Genomic DNA, 20,822 nt, shown 5'->3' with positions numbered 1-20,822 from the left:
AGCGGAGTTGTGGTATGAAGAAGTTTTTGCTGCTGGTGTTGGTTGTTTGTAGCTTTTGGGCTAAAGCTGCAACCTATAATTTACCATCCAGCCCACCTCCTGGTTGTACTAATAACGCCCAAGTTGTTACTTGTAACGGTAATTTAAATTTAGGCTGGAATGACGTTATTAATGTGACGGGCAATGTTATTTTAAATATCGGTAACAATGCTAACTTTGAAAACGCAAAAATCAATCAAAATGGCCTGCCTTCAGCCCTGACTATTAATATTGGCAGGGACCTGGACACTAACAGCGATTTCAGAGCCAAAGCAAATTTTAATATCAATCGCAATGCTAATTTTGGCTATGCCAATATTATCAATGGCAATGTTAGCGCTGATGATATTAACACCTCCAGTGAAAGCATTTTTGTTGGTAATCTGACAGCTGAAAGCGAAATTCGTACTGCATCAGCTAATACCATTACTGGTACTTTGCAAGCTGAAGAGATTATCACCGGCAGCAGCAACACTATTAATGGCAACCTGATAGCCGGGTATGTAGAAACTGGTTCTGCCAATACTATTCAGGGCAATATAAGTGCAGACGAAATCAATATCAGATCCAGTGGTACTCAGGTCACTGGTGATCTGAATGCAGATGAAGATATTTTTATCGGTAGTCAGGCGGTGATCAATGGCAGTGTCACCAGCGGCGATGATATCAGTACGAATAGTCCTGTCACTATCAATGGTGCTGTTTCAGCAGCAGATCAGTTTACTCTGGCCAGTGGCAGTTCAGTCACAGGCCCAGTCACTGCAACTGATGTCACTATGCAGCCTTCAAACGCCCAGATTAACGGCAATATTACAGTCTCAGACACCTTAACAGTAGGCAGTGGAGGCGTGGTTATTGGTTCTGTGGTTGCAGAAAACGTGGTTCTTGAAAACGGTAATGGTCGTATAGAAGGCGATGTTGACGCTGAAGAAGACGTTGAAGTTGGCTATGGCGCTCAGATTATAGGTAATGTTACAGCAGAGAATGTAGCAAATAACGGCACTATTCAGGGCGATGTCGAAGCCGAAAATACAGTGGATAACGGCAGTAGTGGTCAGATCACTGGCGATGTAACTGCACCTCATATAGATAACGACGGTAACATTTCCGGTGGCACCAGTTGTGACAGTTCCTCAGGCGGTAACGCTGTAGAGTGCGACGCAGCAGGAAGCACAGATAATTTATGGTGGCGCTTTAATGAAGCCAGCTGGAACGGAACAGCGGGTGAAGTAAAAGATTCAGGTACTTTGGCATTACATGGCCGGGCCCGCAATTCAGCTACTGTGTTTGATGCCAGTCCTGCTATTTCAGGCAACCCTGGTACTTGTGGTTATGGCGAGTTTGTAGGCCAGGCTTCTGGAAGTACATCGCAGAATGTTGAAATTCCAAATACGACAGTGATCAACAACGCAAATACTTTTTCAGTCTCCTTCTGGATGAATGTTAATGCAGCCAGCCAGCCGGCCAGTAGTTTTCAGACTTTACTGGCTTATGGTGATACTACTTTAAACAATACTGGCCGCTTTGAACTGTATCGGAATACTGCGGGTAATCTGGTGTTTGAACTGCGTATGCAAAGTAATACGGTTCACAATATTTCTACAGCTGGTGCTGCTGTGTTTGACGGTACCTGGCAATATATTACAGCCACTTACAACAGAGACAGCCGGACCATGCGTCTTTATGTGAATGGTACCCAAATGGCAATCAGGGACAGCAGTAATATTGGTAATGCGACAGATGCAAAAACACCACGTACAGTCACCGGAGCTATGGCTATTGGTGCTATACCGGGTGGAGCCAACGGTATTACAGGTAAAATTGATGAAGTCAGATTCCATGCCCGTGAACTGACACCGGCAGAAATAGCGGTTTTAAGAAACACCACAAACGCCTGTACTAACTCCAGTACTGTATTAAGCTGGGATTTAAATCAGGGGGGCTGGTCGGGCGCTGCTAATGAAGTTCTGGATTTCTCTGGCAATAACCTGCATGGCCGCACTTTTAATGGTGTTTTGGCTTCATCTGTAAGCCCGGCATTAAGTGGTGATCCTGGTACTTGTGCTTTTGCTCAGTTTAATGGTTCAAATCGTTATATTGAAACTGCAGATAATAACCTGCTGGATATCAGCACTAACTTAACCATAGGTGTTTGGGTCAGGCCGACAAGCAGGCCATCGGGTAGTAATCTGAGGGCTATTTTATCAAAAGACGGTAACTATGAAATTATGCAACAGTCTGATGGCCGAATTGTATGGCGCTGGACTGAAAGTGGGGGGACAAACCGTACTCTGGTGTCTGCCAGTGCACTTGCAAACAATAGCTGGACTCATGTACTGATCCGTTACATTTCCGGTAGTCAGCGTATTTATCTGAATGGGGTGGAAAACTCCAGCAGTACCCGCAATGCGAACCTGCAAACCAATTCCAGTACTTTGCAGTTGGGGCAGGACCACGGCGCTGCCAATAGTTTTTTTGCCGGTGATTTAGATGAACTGCGTATCTATGCCAGAGCTTTAACCAACAGCCAGATAGCGGCTGTTATGGCTGAACGTAAAGCTTGTACTCAGTGTTTTACCGAGAACTTTTATTCTACGGAAAACTGGTATGCCTCAGCCTATTTAGGCAGTGAAACTCCAACAGTCGAAACGAATCCTCAGCGACTGCGCCTCACCAGAAACATTACCAATCAGGCTACTTCAATGACCTTGCGTAAGTTGTTTCCGGGCAGAGGTAATCAGGTCAAAGTTGAGTTCAATCTCTATGCATGGCGACCCAGTTCAGTGGAAGGGGCTGATGGCATAGCTGTCACTTTATCAGATGCAAACTCAGTGCCTGCTCCCGGTAGTTTTGGTGGCTCTTTAGGTTATGCGCAGCGTAATAACGGCGATCCTGGTTTTGCCGGAGGTTGGCTAGGTATAGGTATCGATGCTTATGGTAACTTTTCTGCGTCCAGTGAAGGCCGTATAGGTGGCTTTAATGGCACAAACCGTCGTCCTCAATCCGTAGCCATACGAGGTTCATCACCCAATTACCGTTATCTGGCAGGTGCTGCATTATCACCTAATGTAGACAATGCGAATACCAATACTCCGGGGCCTGGGCATCGTTACAGGATTTCAGTGGACGCCCGCAATAACAATGAAGCTCTGGTTACTGTAGAACGAGATACCACTGGTTCTGGCAACAATTACAGCACTGTTATTTCATCTTTTAATGCCGCAACCGCACTGAATCAAAGTACGGTACCTGATAACTTCTATTTGTCCTTTACCGCCGCAACCGGGGGCAGTGTGAACTATCATGAACTTGCCACTATTCAGGTCTGTACTGTGCAAAATGCACCTGATGTAGTGATAGGTGCTCCATTACATCATTACGAAATAAGCTATGGTGCGCAGGGGCTGACCTGTAGTCCAACGGAAGCCACCATCAGAGCCTGTGCCAACGCTGATTGCTCTCAGCTTTACGCCGGCCCTGTGACTTTAACTCTGGCGGCAACTGATGGCGCCAATTGGGTTGGCGGTGGTACTGTAACCTTTACGGGCAGTACTACCAGATCTTTACAAAAAACCGGTGTCGGCAATACCACCTTAAGTGTGACTAATCCAAGTGTGGCTGCCAGCAATGCGCTGCAGTGCAGGCAAAATGGTGTGGCTGACGATTGTGTGCTGAATTTTGCCGACAGTGGTTTTGTCTTTGATGTTGCGGATATGGTGGCCAATGAATCGCAAAATGTGGTGATTAGTGCGGTGCGTAAAGACAATGCCAGTCAACAATGTGTGCCTGGTTTTGCCGATGTGACAAAAGCGGTAAAGTTGTGGTCTGATTATATTGACCCTGGAGCTACCGCCCGTCCGGAAAGCAGATCTGTGCTGATTAACACACAACCTATTGCTCAAACTGAGATTAGTGCTCAGGTCCGAAATCTGGCCTTTAATGCAAACGGTCAGGCGACAGTTGCTTTGAATTATATAGATGCAGGTCAGATGCAACTGAATGCCAGTTATGAAGGCACTGGCGCGGAATTAGGGCTGCTGATGACTGGTTCCGACCAATTTATCTCTCGTCCTGCCGGGTTATGTGTGCAGGAGAGCGATAACAACCTTTGCGCTTCTCCTTACGCAAATTGTGCGGCTTATAAAAAAGCAGGGGAAGACTTTCCTTTGTCTGTTATAGCAAAAGCCTCAGATAATGCCGGTAATACAAATCTTTGTGCTAACCCACTAAGCACACCAAACTTCAGACTGAATGATATTGCATTAACTCATTCACTGGTGGCTCCTCTGACTGCGGAAGGTGCCAGCCCGGGTAATTTAGGCGTGGGATCGTATAACCATATTCAGTCTGCCGGTGGCGTCGTCACTACCAGTCAGGCTGTATCTGAGGTTGGGGTATTTAGCTTTACTGCAACTCCGGCGGCCAATAGCTACTTTGGTTACACTATACTTCCGGCGACCAGCGCTCCTGTCGGCCGTTTTATTCCGGCTTATTTTACAGCTTCAGTCAATACTCCAGTGCTGGAAGCCGCTTGTAATGCAAACGACCCTGATCCATCAAAGACAAAATTTGCTTATCTGGGGCAGGCTGTGGGTTATCAGGTTTTCCCGCAAGCTACGTTAACCGCAAAAAATGTGCAGGGAGCAACAACTACAAACTATGGCCTGAGTTTTTTTAAAGCTCAGTCTATGACAGCAACTACAGTGGGACAAATGAATGATGCAACAGCTTATTCTACGTTAAGTACAGTGGCCACAGCTGAAATTACAGGTCGGGGCAAAATAGAGCCGGAAGGAGGAGATACTTTTGGTGGTGAATTTGAACTGGCTATGAGTAACCTGAATGTTTCGACACCAGAAAACCTCAGGTTTGCCCGCACTTTGCCTTACAGCGCTCCTGTTTTAAGTCCGGCTTTGGGGTTGACGCTGGATTTGACTGAAAGCTTTGTCAGAGACAGTGACGGGGTTTGTGTCAAAACTGCAGATAATGGCAGTTGTTTACCTGTTACTTTTAGCACTATTACAGCTCCTGAGTTGCGATATGGGCGTCTGGTTGTAAAACCTGCAGTAGGACCTGAAAATGAACGGCTTCGTATTGATGTAGAAGCCCAATACTGGGATGGCACTAAGTTTGTTCTTAATACTGATGATAACTGCACCCTATTTAATCCTGTGGATTGCACTGCTGACTCGACAACGGGTGGAGCTGCTTTGACATTGGAAAATAGTATGGGTGGTGCAGCTACGGCTCAAACCTTAAGTGCAGGTAAATTGCCTGCAGTAAACCCCATGTTTTTGGATTCTGACGGTGACAGAGGCTCGTGGCTACTGGAATGTTCTATTGCTGACGGGGACGAAGGATTGCCATGGTTGCTGCCTGACGATGAATCCGAGCCAAACGCGGAATTTGTCTTTGGCCTGCGCGCTGGCAATAAACGTCAAATCTTCTGGCAGGAACGACTGAATTGATTAAATGCTGGAAGTTGTTGGATGGGAGCGCAATTTGACAGGGGCGCGGGGTAACCGCGCCTGTATTCTTCGATAAAGCTCTAAAAATGTACCTTAGAATGTCAGCAGTACATTCGAATTAATCCGAATAGAAGCCTTGATCTTCGTTGGCCCTCCTTCACAATACTGCACCAGATCCATAGCTAATACGTCTAATTGGGGGGAGTTTTCGTCACCGCTATAGGCAATCTCATGAATGGTAAACTCACCTCTTGAGGTATTGCAGCCTCTGCCATTGCCAGTAAAATCTAACCCTGGAGTGTTAAATGGTTGAAATGGATGACGACTGGCGCCAGTGTAATGGCCAGTTGTCAGCGGAGCTCCGTTGGCTGCAGAGAAACTCAAACTCCAGTTATAGTTCTGATCATTTTCACTGTACTCAATGCTTGCTCTTATCGTATTCCATTGCTCAAACATACTGAGATAGTTCACAACACTGCCCTCTGTTTGATGCAACACCGTTTGGCCCTGACCTATATAGTCACCTTGGTCACTCGTAAAATACAAAGTGTTCAATCCCTGTGTGTAAGGTGATAACTGCAAAAGCTCTGACGCTGAGTTACCTTGGCTATCAGTCACTGTGAGTTTAATCAATGGCTTCTGTACTGGGACAGAACCCGTGTAATAAAAACTGGTTTCTTTATTGTCGGGCGCACTAAATATCAAACCTGTATTTGTGACTTCAGACCAGCTGTAAGTCAGATTCAGGCCGGTTTTAGATTGTGAATTAGCGGCTGAAAGTTGTGGATACTGGTCTTTAGTAAATACTTTGGTGCTTGCGGTGATCAGGGCTTTTACCGCGTTATTGCCTTTAAACATGTCCCAGTTTGCTACATCTATGGTATAGCCTTTGGCGGATGTGATAGTAAAATAGCTAAGACGATATTCCTGATCATATTTCATACCTTCAGGAATAAACAGGATCAGTTGAGAACCCTTGATCTGGTACTCAAGAGGAATGTCGGCGGTCGACCAATTACCCAGCAAATAGAGATTCAAATTCTGGGATGGCGCCAATTCGCGTGAGAATTGCAGTGTCACAGTGTCATTGACATTAAGGTTGGACAATTTTTCCGGGTGATAAAAACCGCTGAATGCAAAGTTATCGGCTCTGAATTCAGACAAATAGTACGAACTTAAACCTGGCCATGACCATAAGGCTCCTTCAATCAGACTACTCCAGTGGGTACTGCCCGGATTTGACGCGCCAGTAAAAGAGACATTGGCCAGGTAGGAATTCTCAACGTAATTTGCCTTCACTTCTAACTTGTTATTTTTAACGTCGGTAACGCTAATGGCTCCTTCGTGTGGATACTCGCCAACATAACCAGAAAAGCCTTTGCTGGTCGCTATTTTTAAGCCACTTTTAAAGTCGTCTATTGTTAAGTCTGTTTGAAAAGATGAGGTATACAAGGCTGTTTTTGTATTGAGTTGATGATTCAGTACTGTATTACTCAGGCTGTAAATACCTTCACCTTTAAAGTTAAATCTGAGTTTGTTATTGATAAGAGCGGGTTTGATTGAATAAAGATCGGCACTTTCGGTGATACTCAGCTCAAAAGGGTCTACCACAACTATGGCGGGTGCAGAGCTTATTTCAAGACCATTAAAATTCAGTTGAAGTTGAATATTGGCTGCCGTTGATTCTGCTTTTACGCTAATGACTGCCGAACCGTTCAGTACTTCGTTAAACTCTGCAACCAGACAATCTCTGAAGGTTTCAGTGATCACTGTGCCTGCTGTGGCCTGACCTGGCCTGGAAATAGAGCCAGTCCAGTCAACGGACCGGATGCCCCCGTTGCTACAAATAATGTCCTGATTGCGATCTGTTTCACTCAGATTTTGGATCCTGCCATAGCTGTAATGGCTGAGTTGTAACAGCGCCTCTTGAAAAGCAAAAGCTACAGGGGTTACTTCCTGATAGTTTTCTGCAGTCAATAATAAATCCGGTAAGTTGGATACTGGAGGTGTAGGAGGCGTTGAATCACCAGAACCGCCTCCACAAGCGGACAGAGCCACTACCACAGATAAAGCAAAAACATGTTTGAGCATAACCACTGACATCCTTGTATGAAAGATAAAAAGAGGAGCAGTTTAATGGTATTCATAAGTAAAGTTAAAGTTTAATTATTGCGTCGGTGTTCAAACTGATTCGATTGCTCCGCTGGGGGAGATGCTTGTTACGACCTTGCCGTCTGTCACGCGGTGTTATGAGACTGGCGGGGCAAGCCCCGCCCCAACGGATATATATATTTCTGTCACAACAAAACTTATGTGATTCCCCTTTGTCTGACAACGAAACATTTGGCTTTTCAATGGCTTTGGTTTAATTTGGTAAAAACTAAAGATAAAGCTATTTTCTTGGCGTTTTGTTACTTAAAATAAGCGACATTATCTTCGGCACCTTGTGTCACCACCTCTTAGTTAAAAGGATTAGTCTGTTCCATGTTCAATAAACTGCGTGGTCTGTTTTCAAATGATCTGTCGATCGACCTGGGGACAGCCAATACACTCATCTATGTAAAAGATCAGGGCATAGTCCTGAACGAGCCTTCAGTAGTTGCTATTCGTCAGGAAAGAACTGGCGGACCTAAGAGTGTTGCGGCCGTTGGCCACGCTGCCAAGCGTATGCTTGGTCGTACTCCTGGCAATATTAAAGCCATTCGTCCAATGAAAGACGGTGTAATTGCCGACTTCTATGTGACTGAAAAAATGCTGCAGCATTTTATCAAGCAAGCGCATAGCAACAGTTTCCTGCGTCCAAGCCCACGTGTACTGGTCCTGTGTGCCTTGTGGTTCCACACAGGTTGAACGCCGCGCTATCCGTGAATCTGCTCAGGGTGCTGGCGCCCGTGAAGTGTATTTAATAGACGAGCCTATGGCCGCCGCTATTGGTGCAGGTTTACCTGTGTCTGAAGCTACAGGTTCTATGGTGGTCGACATTGGTGGTGGTACTACTGAAGTAGCTATTATTTCCCTGAACGGTGTGGTGTATTCCTCATCAGTTCGTATTGGTGGTGACAAGTTTGACGACGCCATCATCAACTACATCCGTCGTAACTACGGCATACTGATTGGTGAAGCCACAGCGGAACGTATCAAAACAGAAATTGGTTCTGCTTATCCAAGCGACGAAATTCTGGAAATTGAAGTCCGTGGTCGTAATCTGGCTGAAGGTGTACCTCGCAGCTTTACCATGACCAGCAACGAAATTTTAGAAGCGTTACAAGAGCCATTGGCTGGTATAGTTTCAGCTGTTATGGTTGCTCTGGAACAGTCTCCACCAGAACTGGCTTCAGATATTTCTGAACGCGGTATGGTATTAACAGGTGGTGGCGCTTTATTACGTGACTTAGATCGCCTGCTAATGGAAGAAACCGGTATTCCTGTAGTTGTGGCTGATGACCCGCTGACCTGCGTAGCCCGTGGTGGTGGTAAAGCTTTAGAAATGATCGATATGCATGGCGGTGATGTGTTTAGTTACGACTAACAAGTCAGTCCTGAATGAAACCTATCTTTGAGCGTGGCCCATCTCTGCCGCTAAGACTGTTTTTTGCAGTCTTGTGCAGCGTTGGGCTGATGACGCTGGATCGTTTTACCGACAGCTCCACACAGTTGCGTAGTTATCTAACCGCAACTGTAAGTCCCTTATATTATCTGGCCAATTTACCCCAGGCCATGATGTCTGATGCTTCCGAACAATTTATGTCTCACCAGCGTTTGCTGCAGCAAAACCAGAAGCTGCGTGAAACCTTGTTGCGGCAAAATACCCAAATGCAGCGCCTGCAATTTTTACAGCAGGAAAACGACAAATTACGCTCCCTGTTAGGTTCAGTACCAGTAGCTGAGAGTAAGCGCCTGGTGGCTGAAGTGCTGGCTGTGTACAGCCATCCGTTTAGTAATCAGATTGTGATTAACAAAGGCAGTAACGACGGTGTTGTGGCACAACAGCCTTTGATTGATGACTTAGGGGTATTGGGTCAGATTGTCAGTGTGGGTCCTACCAGCAGCCGGGCTTTACTCATTTCCGATACCACTCATGCCATCTCAATGCGGGTTGAACGCAACGGTGATCATGTAGTGGCTGAAGGTTTAGGTCAGGCCGACGAAGTGCGGCTGATGCATATTCCACACAGTGCTGATATTCAGCAGGGCGATAAACTGATTACCTCCGGTCTGGATGGCGTTTTCCCTGAAGGTTACCCTGTCGCTGAAGTGGTGCGTATTAGTCGAAATGCACAACAGCCGTTTTTACAGGTGTACGCCAAACCTTATGCTCAGTTGGATCGCATTCGTTATGTGTTATTGGTCTGGCCTAAAGCTAAACCGGAAATTGATGAACAAATAGCGCCGCCTGATGCAGAAGCTGCTGCTGTAGCGGGAGATTTCTGATGGAAAAGTCGCATCGTTTAGTTCTGGTGTATTTGTCTTTGATGTTTGCGCTGGTGCTGGCTGTAGTGCCACTGCCGGCCATTGTGAAGTTATTCCGGCCTGACTGGCCTTTGCTGGTGTTGTTTTACTGGGCTTTGGCTTTGCCGTTTCGCGTCAGTATAGGCACAGCTTTTGTCACAGGTTTTTTATTGGATGTATTGGTCGGCACTGTGCTTGGTGTCAATGCACTGGCGTATTCAGTGATTATTTATTTCTGCTCAGTGCATCATTTAAAAATCCGTAATTTCTCTATATTGCAGCAAAGCTTAGTGATAGCCCTGTTTTTAGCCTTTTATCATTATTTTATCTTTTGGTTGAGTCACTTCTTAACAGGTGTTGTTTTTACCATGGCGTATTTGTGGCCTGTAGTTACAGGCGCTGCGGTCTGGCCATGGATCTTTTGGTTACTACGTCGTATCCGCCGCCAGTTTAAAATTCATTGAGTACCGCTATGATAGCCCTTGCGTCCGCTTCTCCCCGTCGCCGTGAATTATTAACTCAGTTGCAGCAGGATTTTGTGCTGGTCAAAGGCGAAATTGATGAAAGCCTGCTTGAAGGCGAAACTGCCGATCAGTATGTGTTACGTTTAGCAGAACAAAAAGCTCAAGCCGGCTATCAGAGCCAGCAGCTACCGCTGCCGACTCTGGGTGCTGATACCATAGTGCAGGTGGATGAAGTCGTTTTAGGTAAACCTGTTGATTTGGCCGATTTTAAGCGCATGATGGGGTTATTGTCGGGCCGCAGTCATTGGGTAAAAACAGCTGTGGCTATAGCAACAGCACAGGGTATGATCAGTACCACTGTCGCGACTAAAGTTTGGTTTAAACCACTGTCCGAACAGGAAATACTCTGGTACTGGAATACCGGCGAGCCCGCTGATAAAGCCGGTGGTTATGGTATTCAGGGGCTGGCAGGACAGTTTGTACAGCGTATAGATGGCAGTTATTTTGCTGTGGTAGGTTTGCCTTTGTATGAAACCGCACAGCTGTTACAGACTCTGAAGGACATGCAATGAGCGCAGAATTACTGATCAACGTCACTCCAAGTGAAACCCGGGTGGCTTTGATTGAAAACGGTGTATTGCAGGAAGTGCATATTGAGCGCCAGGCCAAACATGGGTTGGTCGGCAACATTTATATGGGTAAAATCAGCCGTGTCTTGCCTGGCATGCAGGCTGCTTTTGTCGATATAGGTTTAGATAAAGCCGCTTTTTTACATGCCTCCGATATAGTCACAGCAGGTTTAAACATAGCGGATCCTGAACTTAAAGCAGGACCGGTGAAAGATATTCGCCTGCTGGTGCATGAAGGTCAGTTTTTGCTGGTGCAGGTGGTGAAAGACCCGCTGGGTACCAAAGGCGCGCGCTTAACCACAGATATCACTTTGCCAAGCCGCCATCTGGTCTTTATGCCGGGTTCTGCTCATGTTGGTGTATCACAACGTATTGAAAGTGATCGCGAGCGTCAGCGCTTAAAAGATATTGTCAGCACTTGTCTGGAAGAAAGCGGTGGTTACATAGTTCGTACAGCAGCCGAAGGTGCGGGTGAAGACGAGCTGCTGCACGATGGTAAGTTTTTACAGAAGCTGTGGGCTAAGATCCAAAAACGTAAAAAAAATGCCCGTAAAGAAACTATGTTGTACGAAGAGCTCACGCTGGCGTATCGTATTTTGCGTGACTTTGTAGGTTCTGATTTAGAAAGGGTGCGCATCGACAGCAAGCTGACTTATCAGCAATTGCATGCCTTTACCGAAGAATTTGTGCCTGAAATGACAGCACGGCTGGAGTATTATCCGGGCGAGCGGCCAGTCTTTGATTTGTTTGATGTTGAAAATGAAATTCAGCGTGCGTTGGAGCGGCGCGTTATGCTGAAAAGTGGTGGTTATCTGATGATCGACCAAACCGAAGCCATGACCACTATAGACGTCAATACAGGTGCTTTTGTTGGTCATCGCAATTTAGAAGAAACCATTTTTAATACCAACACAGAAGCCACTCAGGCGATAGCCCGTCAGTTGCGGCTACGGAATCTGGGCGGCATTATTATTATCGACTTTATCGATATGCAAAGCGAAGAGCACCAAAAGCGCGTATTGCATAGTTTAGAACTGGCATTAGGCCGTGATAAAACCAAAACCAATATTCATGGTTTTTCTGCTTTGGGTTTGGTTGAAATGACCCGCAAACGCACTCGTGAAAGCCTGGAACATGTGCTTTGTGGTGAATGCCCTGTTTGTGCTGGCCGCGGCAGTTTAAAGACAGTGGAAACTGTTTGTTTTGAAATTTTGCGTGAAATAGTACGGGTGAACCGGGCTTATGTGGCAGATAAATTTGTGGTTTATGCGTCACCTGCGGTAAAAGATGCCTTAATTAATGATGAATTTCACAGCATGGCTGAACTCGAAGTCTTTATTGGTAAACAAATCAGTGTGGTGATCGAACCTCAATACGGTCAGGAACAATTTGATGTGGTGATGATGTAGTGCGGACTGTAAAACAGGCCTGGTTTTATTGCTTACACAAAATTTGGATCTTCTTTGCTATCTTCGTGGTGTTGATGGCAACACTAGTCTCGGCTTTACGTTTTGGCCTGCCTTATGCCCCAGGTTATAAAACCGACATCGAACACTGGATCAAAGCTGAATATGGTACTGAAGTACGAATTGGCGCTTTGTCAGCAGGCTGGCAGGGCACTGGTCCGGCTTTGGTATTGCAGCAACTGCAAGTACTGGACAGCAATTTTCAGCCGCAATTAACCATAAAGGAAACCGGCATCCGGCTGGATTTCTGGCGATCATTACGCACTATGAAACTCAGTGCTGCTCATTTTGAACTGACAGGTTTAACCTACAGAGTGGATGCGCAGCGTTGGTTAGGTACTGGTGTAGCTACTCCTTCGGATAACCAGCCGTTATTTGATGCGCTGCAGGATTTATTCTTTAAGCAGCTGCAGCATTTTTCTGTACTCGACAGTCAATTGGTGTTTAACAACACGCAGGATGAAGATATCCGGCTGGATATTAAAGCGCTGAACTGGCGAAACGAGGGTGAACGACATCAGGGCTGGGGCGAATTGTCTGTCGCTGATGTCACTGCCAATACCTTGTCTTTTATTATCGACTTAACAGGCGAGCCGTCCAAAGCCAATGGCCAGTTGTATCTGGCCAGTCAGCAGCTGGATTTATTGCCCTGGTTCCAACAGTTACTGCCGCAAACCCGCAAGCTGAACAGCGCTAAACTCAACTTTGCTGCCTGGGGGGATATTAAAGCCGGTAAGTTGCAAAAAATTGATGTGGCTTTGTCTGACAACAATGTGGGCTGGCTAAAAGATGGTGTCTGGAACAAAGTGGCCTTATCTGACGGCTATTTGCGCTGGTTGCCTATGGCTAAAGGCTGGAGTTTAAGCTCAAGCCCTATGACGTTGAGTAACAGTCATCAAAGCTGGCCGGGTTTGCAATTGCAGCTTAATCAGAATGAGCTGGGTTATCAGGCGTCCTTACAAAACCTGCAGTTAGGTATAGCGCGGCCTTTGCTGGAATTATTCTCTGATGGCTCTGAACAATTGCAGTCGCTGTTGGCTTACCAGCTGGACGGCAAAATAGACAGAGTGGATTTACTCACAGAAAACGACCAGTGGTATCTGTCAGGGCAGTTTAATGAGTTGTCTTCTGCGCCAGTCGCCGATGTTCCGGGAGTGAAAGGTTTTCACGGCAGTTTTGTGGCTTCGCCGCATTTTGGCTGGCTGGGCTTAAAAGCCAGAGAGGGCGCCTTGCAATGGGGCCAGGCTTTTAGTCGGGACTGGAACTACAAAGGCGCTGAATTAGAACTGGCCTGGCGTAAACGTGCCGGCAACTGGCAAATTCTGGTGCCTTACCTGAGTTTATGGCAGGACGCTTTTAGCCTGGAAGCTGAGCTGGTGGTGAATCTGGACGACAAACCTAATATGGATTTAATCGCAGAGCTGCATGGGGTGCCTGTGCAGAATGCGGAGCAGTTCTTCCCTAAGTTTTATATGCCTGAATCTGTCATCAACTACCTTAAGCCTGCTTTGTTATCCGGTGATGTCAGTTCAGGTAAAGTGTTATGGTCCGGCGAGTTTTCCGCTTACCCTTACGCAGAAAAAGACGGTGTATTTCAGGCTTTGGCTGACGTAACTAATGCTGAGTTCTTATTTGATGAAAACTGGCCAAGCATTACCGAGTTATCCGCAGAATTACTGTTTGAAAATGCCTCTATGCTGATCAGCAGCAAATCGGGTTATCTGGTGGATGCTCCTGTTGAACAAGGCGTACAAGTGGCTATTCCGGATTTGTACAACGCCGACAACTTAATTATTGATATTAAACAACAACTGCTGGCAGAGCAGGTGACTACCCTGATGCAGGCTTCGCCTATGCATGATTCAATCGGCGAAACTCTTGCTTACTTAGGTGTTACAGGGCCGGTGAAAGGTGATATGCGCCTGACCATAGGTTTAGAAGAACCCATTGTGGATGTAAAAGGGACCATCGACTTTGAACGCAATGGTTTATCTTTGTCTGCCCCCGTTTTAGTCGGCGAAAACCTGACGGGCCGTCTGGAGTTTCATAATGACAAACTCAGCGCAGATGATTTACAGCTTTTTATCAGTAATATTCCACTGCAGTTTGGCTTTCGTGGCGAACAACAACAAGACAGCTACAAAGTCTCTTTGTTAAGTCAGGGCTTACAAAACAGCCAGGAGCTGTTGCTGAATTTAGCGCCGCAACTGGAACATTTTGCCAGCGGCCCTTTAAACTGGCAGTTTAAACTCGACTTGCTGCTGGCAGGAGAAGGCTATACCTATCAGGCCGACTTAGCGCTGGATCTAACCGACACAGAATTAATGTTGCCCATGCCTCTGGCGAAAAAGTCCGGTCAGGCAGGTACTGTTTTCTGGTCTTCCAGTGGCAGTCAGGACAATTCAGTGATAGCTCTGAGTTATCAGGATATGGTGTTTTTTGATGCCAGTTATGCGCATGCGCAGGGACAGATAGGCCGGGCTCATTTAAGTTTAGGCGCCAAAGACAATGCCGGTTTTGCCGATGGTTTTACCATCAGTGCGCAACTGGACAAAACTGATTTTATGCCCTGGTTTGAGCTGGTTCATCAACAAGTCAGTCAGCAATCCGCTGAAACTGGCTTGCTTCCCGCTTTAACCTCGGTCAAAGCCAGTATAAATGCGCTGACTCTGACGGAGGAAATTCAGTTTGATCAGGTGCAGCTGCAGATAAAACCAGAAGCTGATTATTGGTTGGCAGATGTAGCAGCCACTCAAACCAAAGGTCAGTTAAAACTGCCAAGAGACTTAATGGCACAGGGCATTGAAGCCAATCTGGAGTTTTTGAAATTATTCCCCTTTGACCCTCAGCAGGTTGAAGCTGAAGCTTTAGTGGCGGAAGAAGCCATGGCCAAACTGACGAAAGAGCAACAAATTGCCAAAGCTCTGGCTGAAGTGGTGAAACCTGAACCTATGCTATGGCTGGCCGATTTGCCGCCGTTAAAGCTGGACTGTAAGAGTTGTGTATTTGGGCCTTTTGATTTAGGCCAACTGAGTATGCAAACCGAATCTGACGGTGAACGTTTAACTATTCACAGCTTTGAATCGCGCTACAAAAAACATCAGTTAAGTATTAAAGGTCACTGGCAAAAAGATGCGGAAGCGGGTGTCACCAGTTTATCTGCTAAATTAAGCAGCCCTGACTTTGGCCAGTTAATGAAAGATTACCATTTAAGCTCTGCCATAGCGGGCAGTCCGGCCGAAGTACAGATAGATAACTTAAGCTGGGCTGGTGGCCCCACTCAGTTTAACTACGCGACTTTAGGCGGCAAGCTGAACTGGACCTTAGGTGAAGGCTCTCTGTCCGAAGTCAGCGACAAAGGTGCGCGCTTATTGTCCGTGTTCAGCCTGGGTTCTCTGGTACGTAAGCTGAAACTGGATTTCAGGGATATTTTCTCTAAAGGTTTTTTCTACACCGAAATGAGAGGTGATTTGCAGCTGGATAAAGGCGTGGTCCATACCAACAATACGCTGGTGGACGGGGCTGCAGGAAAAATTGAAATTCAGGGTTATGCCGATTTAGTCACACGTCAGCTGGATTATCAGATGGCATTTTTGCCAAAAATCACCTCCAGCTTACCTGTGCTGGTGGCTTTGCTGCAGTTTAATCCGGCCACTGGTTTAGCTGCTTTGGCGCTGGATGAAATTGTCGAATCTGCTGAAGTGGTCTCCAAGGTGAACTTTGTGGTCACAGGCAATTTTGATCAGCCCGAAGTGCTGGAAGTGGCGCGTCATACCACAGAAATTGAAGTGCCACGTTCTGAGTTATTAAAAGCTGAGCAGGAAAAACGCTTACGTTTACAGCAGGAACAAGAAGCAGAAAAAAATCCTGTCAAACCATCAGCCAGCAGACCACGCAAGGAAAAAGCCAATGGCTAAATTCTGGCGTTTATCTGCTGTGCAGCTGACCAGTGGCCCGGAGCCTGCGGTTAATCTTGCTAAAGTAGATCAGTTACTGGCGCAATTACCCAAAGCTGAGCGACACCTTGCTGTATTACCTGAAGGCGTGGCTGTATTTGCCGGTCCTGATGGGTTAAACCTGCAATTAGCCGAGGCTTTAGGGGCTGGCCCGTTGCAAACAGCTTATGCCGACTTAGCGAAAAAACATCAGTTGTATTTACTGGTGGGTACTTTACCCACCCAAACTACTGATCCGATACGTTTTGCTGCCAGTAGTCTGTTGTATAGTCCTGCTGGTGAATTAATTGGCGATTATCAGAAAATCCATTTATTTGACGCCTTAGTAAACGATAGCAGCAAGCAGTATCTGGAATCGGCCACTACTATGCCGGGTAAGAAAGTAAGTCTGGTGCAGCTTGATGAGCTAAAACTTGGCATGCTGATTTGTTACGATATGCGTTTTCCGGGTTTAAGCCAGGCTCTTGCAGCGCAAGGCATGAATGTGTTGGCTGCTCCTTCGGCTTTTACTACAGTGACAGGCGACGCGCACTGGCATACCTTGTTAAGAGCCCGGGCTATAGAAACTCAGAGTTTTGTCGTAGCGTCAGCCCAGGTGGGCACTCATATTAATGGTCGCCAGACCTATGGCCATAGTTTAATAATCGACCCATGGGGCCGCATTCTGGCAGAAGCCGATGGCAGCAGCGAAATGGTGCTGAGTGTCGAAACAGATTTAGATCTTTGCCAGCAGTTGGCAGAGAAAATGCCGGTAAGGCACCACAACAGATTTCAAAGTGAGTTAAAGCATGAGTAATGTCGAACACAACCTGTTAAGCGCCAGTGACTTAAGCGCCAGTGATTTACAGCAAAGCCTTGGCTTTTTATTTGCGCACAAGCTGGATTATGCCGACCTGTATTTTCAGTCCAGCGTGCATGAATCCTGGGGCCTGGAAGATGGTTTAGTCAAAGACGGCTCTTTTAATATCGAACGTGGTGTGGGTGTTCGCGCTATCAGCGGTGAAAAAACCGGTTTTGCCTACGCTGACTCCATTTCTGCAGCAGCCTTAAAACAAGCAGCTGAAGCTGCTCGTGGTATAGCAGGTGCTGGCAAACAAGGTTCAGTACAGGTATTTAAACAGCAGTCCCAACCGCAGATTTATTTGCCTTGTGAGCCGCTGCAAAGTTTAGATAACACCGCTAAAGTTGAGCTGCTCAAGCAGATGGAAGTTTATATCCGCAGCCTCGACAGCCGTGCCGAGCAAGTGGCTGTCAGCTTATCCGGTGTGTATGAAGAAGTGTTGGTGGCTGCATCAGACGGCACTTTTGCTACAGATATTCGTCCTCTGGTGCGGTTAAACTGTTCGGTACTGCTGCAGCACAATGGCCGTCGTGAACGGGGTGGCAGTGGTGGTGGTGCCCGCACCGACTATCAGTATTTCTTTGAAGACGTCAATGGTTCACCGCGCTGGCAGGGTTATGCCCGTGAAGCTGTGCGTATGGCTCAGGTCAACTTAACTGCGGTTGACGCACCTGCAGGCACTATGCCTGTGGTCTTAGGCTCTGGCTGGCCTGGCGTGTTATTACACGAAGCTGTAGGTCATGGCCTGGAAGGTGACTTTAACCGCAAAGGCTCCTCTACTTTTGCTGGCCGTGTCGGTGAGCAAGTCGCGTCTAAACACTGCACTATTGTTGATGACGGCACTTTAGCCCATCGCCGTGGCTCGCTGAATATCGACGACGAAGGCACAGCCAGTCAATACAACGTATTGATCGAAAACGGTATTCTGAAAGGCTATATTCAGGATAAGCACAACGCCATGCTGATGAATGTGGCGCCAACAGGCAACGGCCGTCGTGAATCTTTTGCCCATTTGCCGATGCCCCGTATGACCAATACCTACATGCTAGCGGGTGAATACGACCCACAGGAAATTATTGGCAGCGTGAAAAAAGGTATTTATGCCCCGAATTTTGGCGGCGGTCAGGTGGATATCACCTCAGGCAAGTTTGTGTTTTCTGCCTCTGAAGCTTATCTGATTGAGGACGGAAAAATTACCACGCCAATTAAAGGCGCAACCCTGATTGGCAATGGCCCTGAAGCTATGCAGCAGGTGTCTATGGTCGGTAACGACTTAGCGCTGGATGCAGGTGTTGGGGTTTGTGGTAAACAAGGTCAAAGCCTGCCTGTAGGCGTAGGCCAGCCGACATTAAAACTGGATGCTATGACTGTAGGTGGCACTGCTTAAACTGAGTTCAGACGAAAAACACTAGGACTTTGTGCCGTTTTACGGCAAGATCCAACTCATTAAAATTAAGCGCTGACTGAGAATTTCGCCTGTTATGTTACAAACTTTGTTAAACAGACGTCGTCTGGCTAAATTGCCAAAAACAGATCTGGTGGCAGAAACCGTTTCTGTGTTGTGGTCGGCCGCTGAATATAAAAGCACAGTGCTGGATTTGATCCAGCGCGCTCAGCATCGTATTGTGATCACTGCTTTGTATCTGCAGGCTGATGAAGCAGGTGAACAAATTCTGCGGGCTTTATTTGCTGCTAAACAGCAAAAACCTGATTTGCAGGTGACGGTCTATGTTGATTTTCACCGTGCCCGCCGTGGCCTTATTGGTCAGGAAGGCGCACGGACCAACAACGATTTTTATCGTGAAATTGCCAAAGACTACGAACATCCTATTCAAATCATTGGGGTGCCTGTTAAAAAGCGTGAGCTCTTTGGCGTTTTGCATTTAAAAGGTTTTGTCTTTGATCAAACTCTGCTTTACAGCGGTGCTTCACTGAACAACGTCTATCTGGCCGAACAAAACCGTTACCGTGCTGATCGCTACTTGGTACTACAAAATCAGGTGATGACAGATGCCATAGTGCAGGCGCATCAGCAGTTGTTTGGCGATGAAGAACAAACACCAGAACTGCTGGATGACGAAGCTTATGTCAGCCAGGCCGTCAAACGTCAGTCACGTTTATGGTTAAAACACGCCAAAGCCACCCGTTATCAGTATGCAGATAAAAACGACTCTGCGTTACGCGCCTCACTGCTGATAGGCTTAGGCCGTCGTAATAACGAGCTGAACAGTACAGTGCTGGCTTTGCTTTCTGTAGCACAGCAGGATGTACTGATTTATACCCCTTACTTTAATCCACCCATAGCTTTAGCCCGTGCACTGCGTAAGTGTTTAAAACGTGGTGTGCCTGTGACTATTGTGGTGGGGGATAAAACCGCCAACGACTTCTATATTCCGCCTGGGCAGCGTTTTAGCAAAATTGGTGGCTTGCCTTATTTCTACGAAACTATTTTACGCAAGTTTGTGCGGGCAAATCAGAAGTTTATCGACTCAGGTTTGCTGCATGTCAAACTGTGGAAACACGAAGACAACAGCTATCACCTCAAAGGCTTAAGTGTGGATGGCGTTAAGCACCTGTTTACCGGTCACAACCTGAACCCACGGGCTTTTGCTCTCGATTTTGAAAACGGCATTTATGTCGAAGACGATTTGCAGCAATTGAAGGCTTTACTGGAGCAGGAAAAACAGGTGATCACGGCTCACAGCAATGAAATTGTGCATTATTCAGAAATTGAGACAGTGCGTGATTATCCGGAAGTAGTGCAAAAGCTGCTCAGCCAGCTGCGCCGTATAGGTGCCGATTTGGTGGTGAAACGGCTGATATAAAAATGGGGTCAAATCTGACCCCATTTTTTAGTCTTCTAAAATAGCTGGTTTAATCAGCTGGAACAGTTCACGGAAGGCCTTAGGTGGCAGGTTCTTTTCCTGTTCTCTTTGCGCATTACGAATAAGCGCACGTAACTGCTGTACGTCTACATCCGGGAAAGCTGCAACAAATTCAGTTAATGCATCCGGATTGGCAATCAGTTTATCGCGCCAGGTTTCCACTAAGTGAAACTTACGGGTCGCTGCCTGATTGGTGTTTCTAAGCACAGCTAAAGCACGTTCAATAGGCTCCAGATCACGGGTACGCATTAAACGACCGATAAACTGGATATGACGGCGCAGCGCTTCATGCTTTTTAGACAGCTTATCAGCCAAAGCCAAAGCGTCTTTTAACTCATCATCTAAATCTAACTTAGCACGGGCTGCAGGGCTTAAAGAAACCAGATCTTCACCTAGTTTCTGCAATGCAGTCATCTCTTTTTTGACTTGGGTTTTACTTTTACCATGCTCAACATCCCAGTCGTCGCCATGGGTAAAGTCGGTCATATCGGCCATAGGATTCTCTTACCATCTTGTTTAATGTGCATAGTATACCCGATAGGCTGCACTCTGTCGTGCATCGGATTGGGCTTGGTAGGGGCGACCATAAAGGTCGCCCCTACGTCCAATTTCTCCGGAACTATGG

General features: G+C 46.7%; 11 protein-coding genes and 1 pseudogene. 10 read left to right on the top strand and 2 right to left on the bottom strand.

Annotated elements, in window-relative coordinates; genetic code table 11:
- Positions 1-14: 14 nt before the first annotated feature.
- Positions 15-5,507, top strand: a complete 5,493-nt coding sequence (locus RHEIN_RS16860) for a DUF6701 domain-containing protein (protein ID WP_008900190.1) — start codon at positions 15-17, stop codon at positions 5,505-5,507.
- Positions 5,508-5,600: 93 nt separating this feature from the next.
- Here RHEIN_RS16860 and RHEIN_RS16855 read toward each other — a convergent pair whose 3' ends face one another.
- The gene (locus tag RHEIN_RS16855; protein WP_008900189.1) at positions 5,601-7,598 is read right to left on the bottom strand and encodes a hypothetical protein; all 1,998 of its coding nucleotides are present in this window, start codon (positions 7,596-7,598) and stop codon (positions 5,601-5,603) included.
- A gap of 393 nt (positions 7,599-7,991) precedes the next feature.
- Here RHEIN_RS16855 and RHEIN_RS16850 point away from each other — a divergent pair.
- The 9 genes and pseudogenes from RHEIN_RS16850 to pssA all read left to right on the top strand — a co-directional run bounded on the left by RHEIN_RS16850 (position 7,992) and on the right by pssA (position 20,137).
- Positions 7,992-9,036: pseudogene (locus tag RHEIN_RS16850) on the top strand (rod shape-determining protein).
- 14 nt (positions 9,037-9,050) lie between these two features.
- Complete coding sequence (mreC, locus tag RHEIN_RS16845) at positions 9,051-9,938, top strand: rod shape-determining protein MreC (RefSeq protein ID WP_008900186.1); 888 nt, start codon at positions 9,051-9,053, stop codon at positions 9,936-9,938.
- Positions 9,938-10,420: a rod shape-determining protein MreD gene (gene mreD, locus RHEIN_RS16840; RefSeq protein WP_008900185.1), complete on the top strand. Its 483-nt coding sequence runs from the start codon at positions 9,938-9,940 to the stop codon at positions 10,418-10,420. Before mreC ends, mreD begins: the two co-directional genes overlap by 1 nt.
- A gap of 8 nt (positions 10,421-10,428) precedes the next feature.
- Positions 10,429-10,992 (top strand): Maf family protein, encoded by a 564-nt coding sequence (locus RHEIN_RS16835; protein ID WP_008900184.1) that lies wholly within the window; start codon positions 10,429-10,431, stop codon positions 10,990-10,992.
- Positions 10,989-12,458 (top strand): ribonuclease G, encoded by a 1,470-nt coding sequence (gene rng / locus RHEIN_RS16830; protein WP_008900183.1) that lies wholly within the window; start codon positions 10,989-10,991, stop codon positions 12,456-12,458. Before RHEIN_RS16835 ends, rng begins: the two co-directional genes overlap by 4 nt.
- On the top strand, positions 12,458-16,432 hold the full coding sequence (locus RHEIN_RS16825) for a YhdP family protein (protein WP_008900182.1): 3,975 nt from the start codon (positions 12,458-12,460) through the stop codon (positions 16,430-16,432). Before rng ends, RHEIN_RS16825 begins: the two co-directional genes overlap by 1 nt.
- Positions 16,425-17,267 (top strand): carbon-nitrogen hydrolase family protein, encoded by an 843-nt coding sequence (locus tag RHEIN_RS16820; RefSeq protein WP_008900181.1) that lies wholly within the window; start codon positions 16,425-16,427, stop codon positions 17,265-17,267. Before RHEIN_RS16825 ends, RHEIN_RS16820 begins: the two co-directional genes overlap by 8 nt.
- Positions 17,260-18,699: a metalloprotease TldD gene (gene tldD, locus RHEIN_RS16815; protein WP_008900180.1), complete on the top strand. Its 1,440-nt coding sequence runs from the start codon at positions 17,260-17,262 to the stop codon at positions 18,697-18,699. The genes RHEIN_RS16820 and tldD overlap by 8 nt, the downstream gene beginning before the upstream one ends.
- 94 nt (positions 18,700-18,793) lie before the next feature.
- Positions 18,794-20,137, top strand: a complete 1,344-nt coding sequence (gene pssA, locus RHEIN_RS16810) for a CDP-diacylglycerol--serine O-phosphatidyltransferase (RefSeq protein ID WP_008900179.1) — start codon at positions 18,794-18,796, stop codon at positions 20,135-20,137.
- Positions 20,138-20,164: 27 nt separating this feature from the next.
- Here pssA and yjgA read toward each other — a convergent pair whose 3' ends face one another.
- Complete coding sequence (gene yjgA, locus RHEIN_RS16805; protein WP_008900178.1) at positions 20,165-20,692, bottom strand: ribosome biogenesis factor YjgA; 528 nt, start codon at positions 20,690-20,692, stop codon at positions 20,165-20,167.
- Between the last annotated feature and the right edge of the window lie 130 nt (positions 20,693-20,822).

Source organism: Rheinheimera sp. A13L, from assembly GCF_000217935.1.
Taxonomy (GTDB): domain Bacteria; phylum Pseudomonadota; class Gammaproteobacteria; order Enterobacterales; family Alteromonadaceae; genus Pararheinheimera.
This window is presented reverse-complemented; position numbering and strand designations above follow the sequence as displayed.

What these genes read in the sequence shown, in the direction of transcription:
- RHEIN_RS16860 (WP_008900190.1), top strand. Translation starts at nt 15, where the DNA reads ATGAAGAAGTTTTTGCTGCTGGTGTTGGTTGTTTGTAGCTTTTGGGCT.
- RHEIN_RS16855 (WP_008900189.1), bottom strand. Translation starts at nt 7,598, where the DNA reads ATGCTCAAACATGTTTTTGCTTTATCTGTGGTAGTGGCTCTGTCCGCT.
- mreC (WP_008900186.1), top strand. Translation starts at nt 9,051, where the DNA reads ATGAAACCTATCTTTGAGCGTGGCCCATCTCTGCCGCTAAGACTGTTT.
- mreD (WP_008900185.1), top strand. Translation starts at nt 9,938, where the DNA reads ATGGAAAAGTCGCATCGTTTAGTTCTGGTGTATTTGTCTTTGATGTTT.
- RHEIN_RS16835 (WP_008900184.1), top strand. Translation starts at nt 10,429, where the DNA reads ATGATAGCCCTTGCGTCCGCTTCTCCCCGTCGCCGTGAATTATTAACT.
- rng (WP_008900183.1), top strand. Translation starts at nt 10,989, where the DNA reads ATGAGCGCAGAATTACTGATCAACGTCACTCCAAGTGAAACCCGGGTG.
- RHEIN_RS16820 (WP_008900181.1), top strand. Translation starts at nt 16,425, where the DNA reads ATGGCTAAATTCTGGCGTTTATCTGCTGTGCAGCTGACCAGTGGCCCG.
- tldD (WP_008900180.1), top strand. Translation starts at nt 17,260, where the DNA reads ATGAGTAATGTCGAACACAACCTGTTAAGCGCCAGTGACTTAAGCGCC.
- pssA (WP_008900179.1), top strand. Translation starts at nt 18,794, where the DNA reads ATGTTACAAACTTTGTTAAACAGACGTCGTCTGGCTAAATTGCCAAAA.
- yjgA (WP_008900178.1), bottom strand. Translation starts at nt 20,692, where the DNA reads ATGGCCGATATGACCGACTTTACCCATGGCGACGACTGGGATGTTGAG.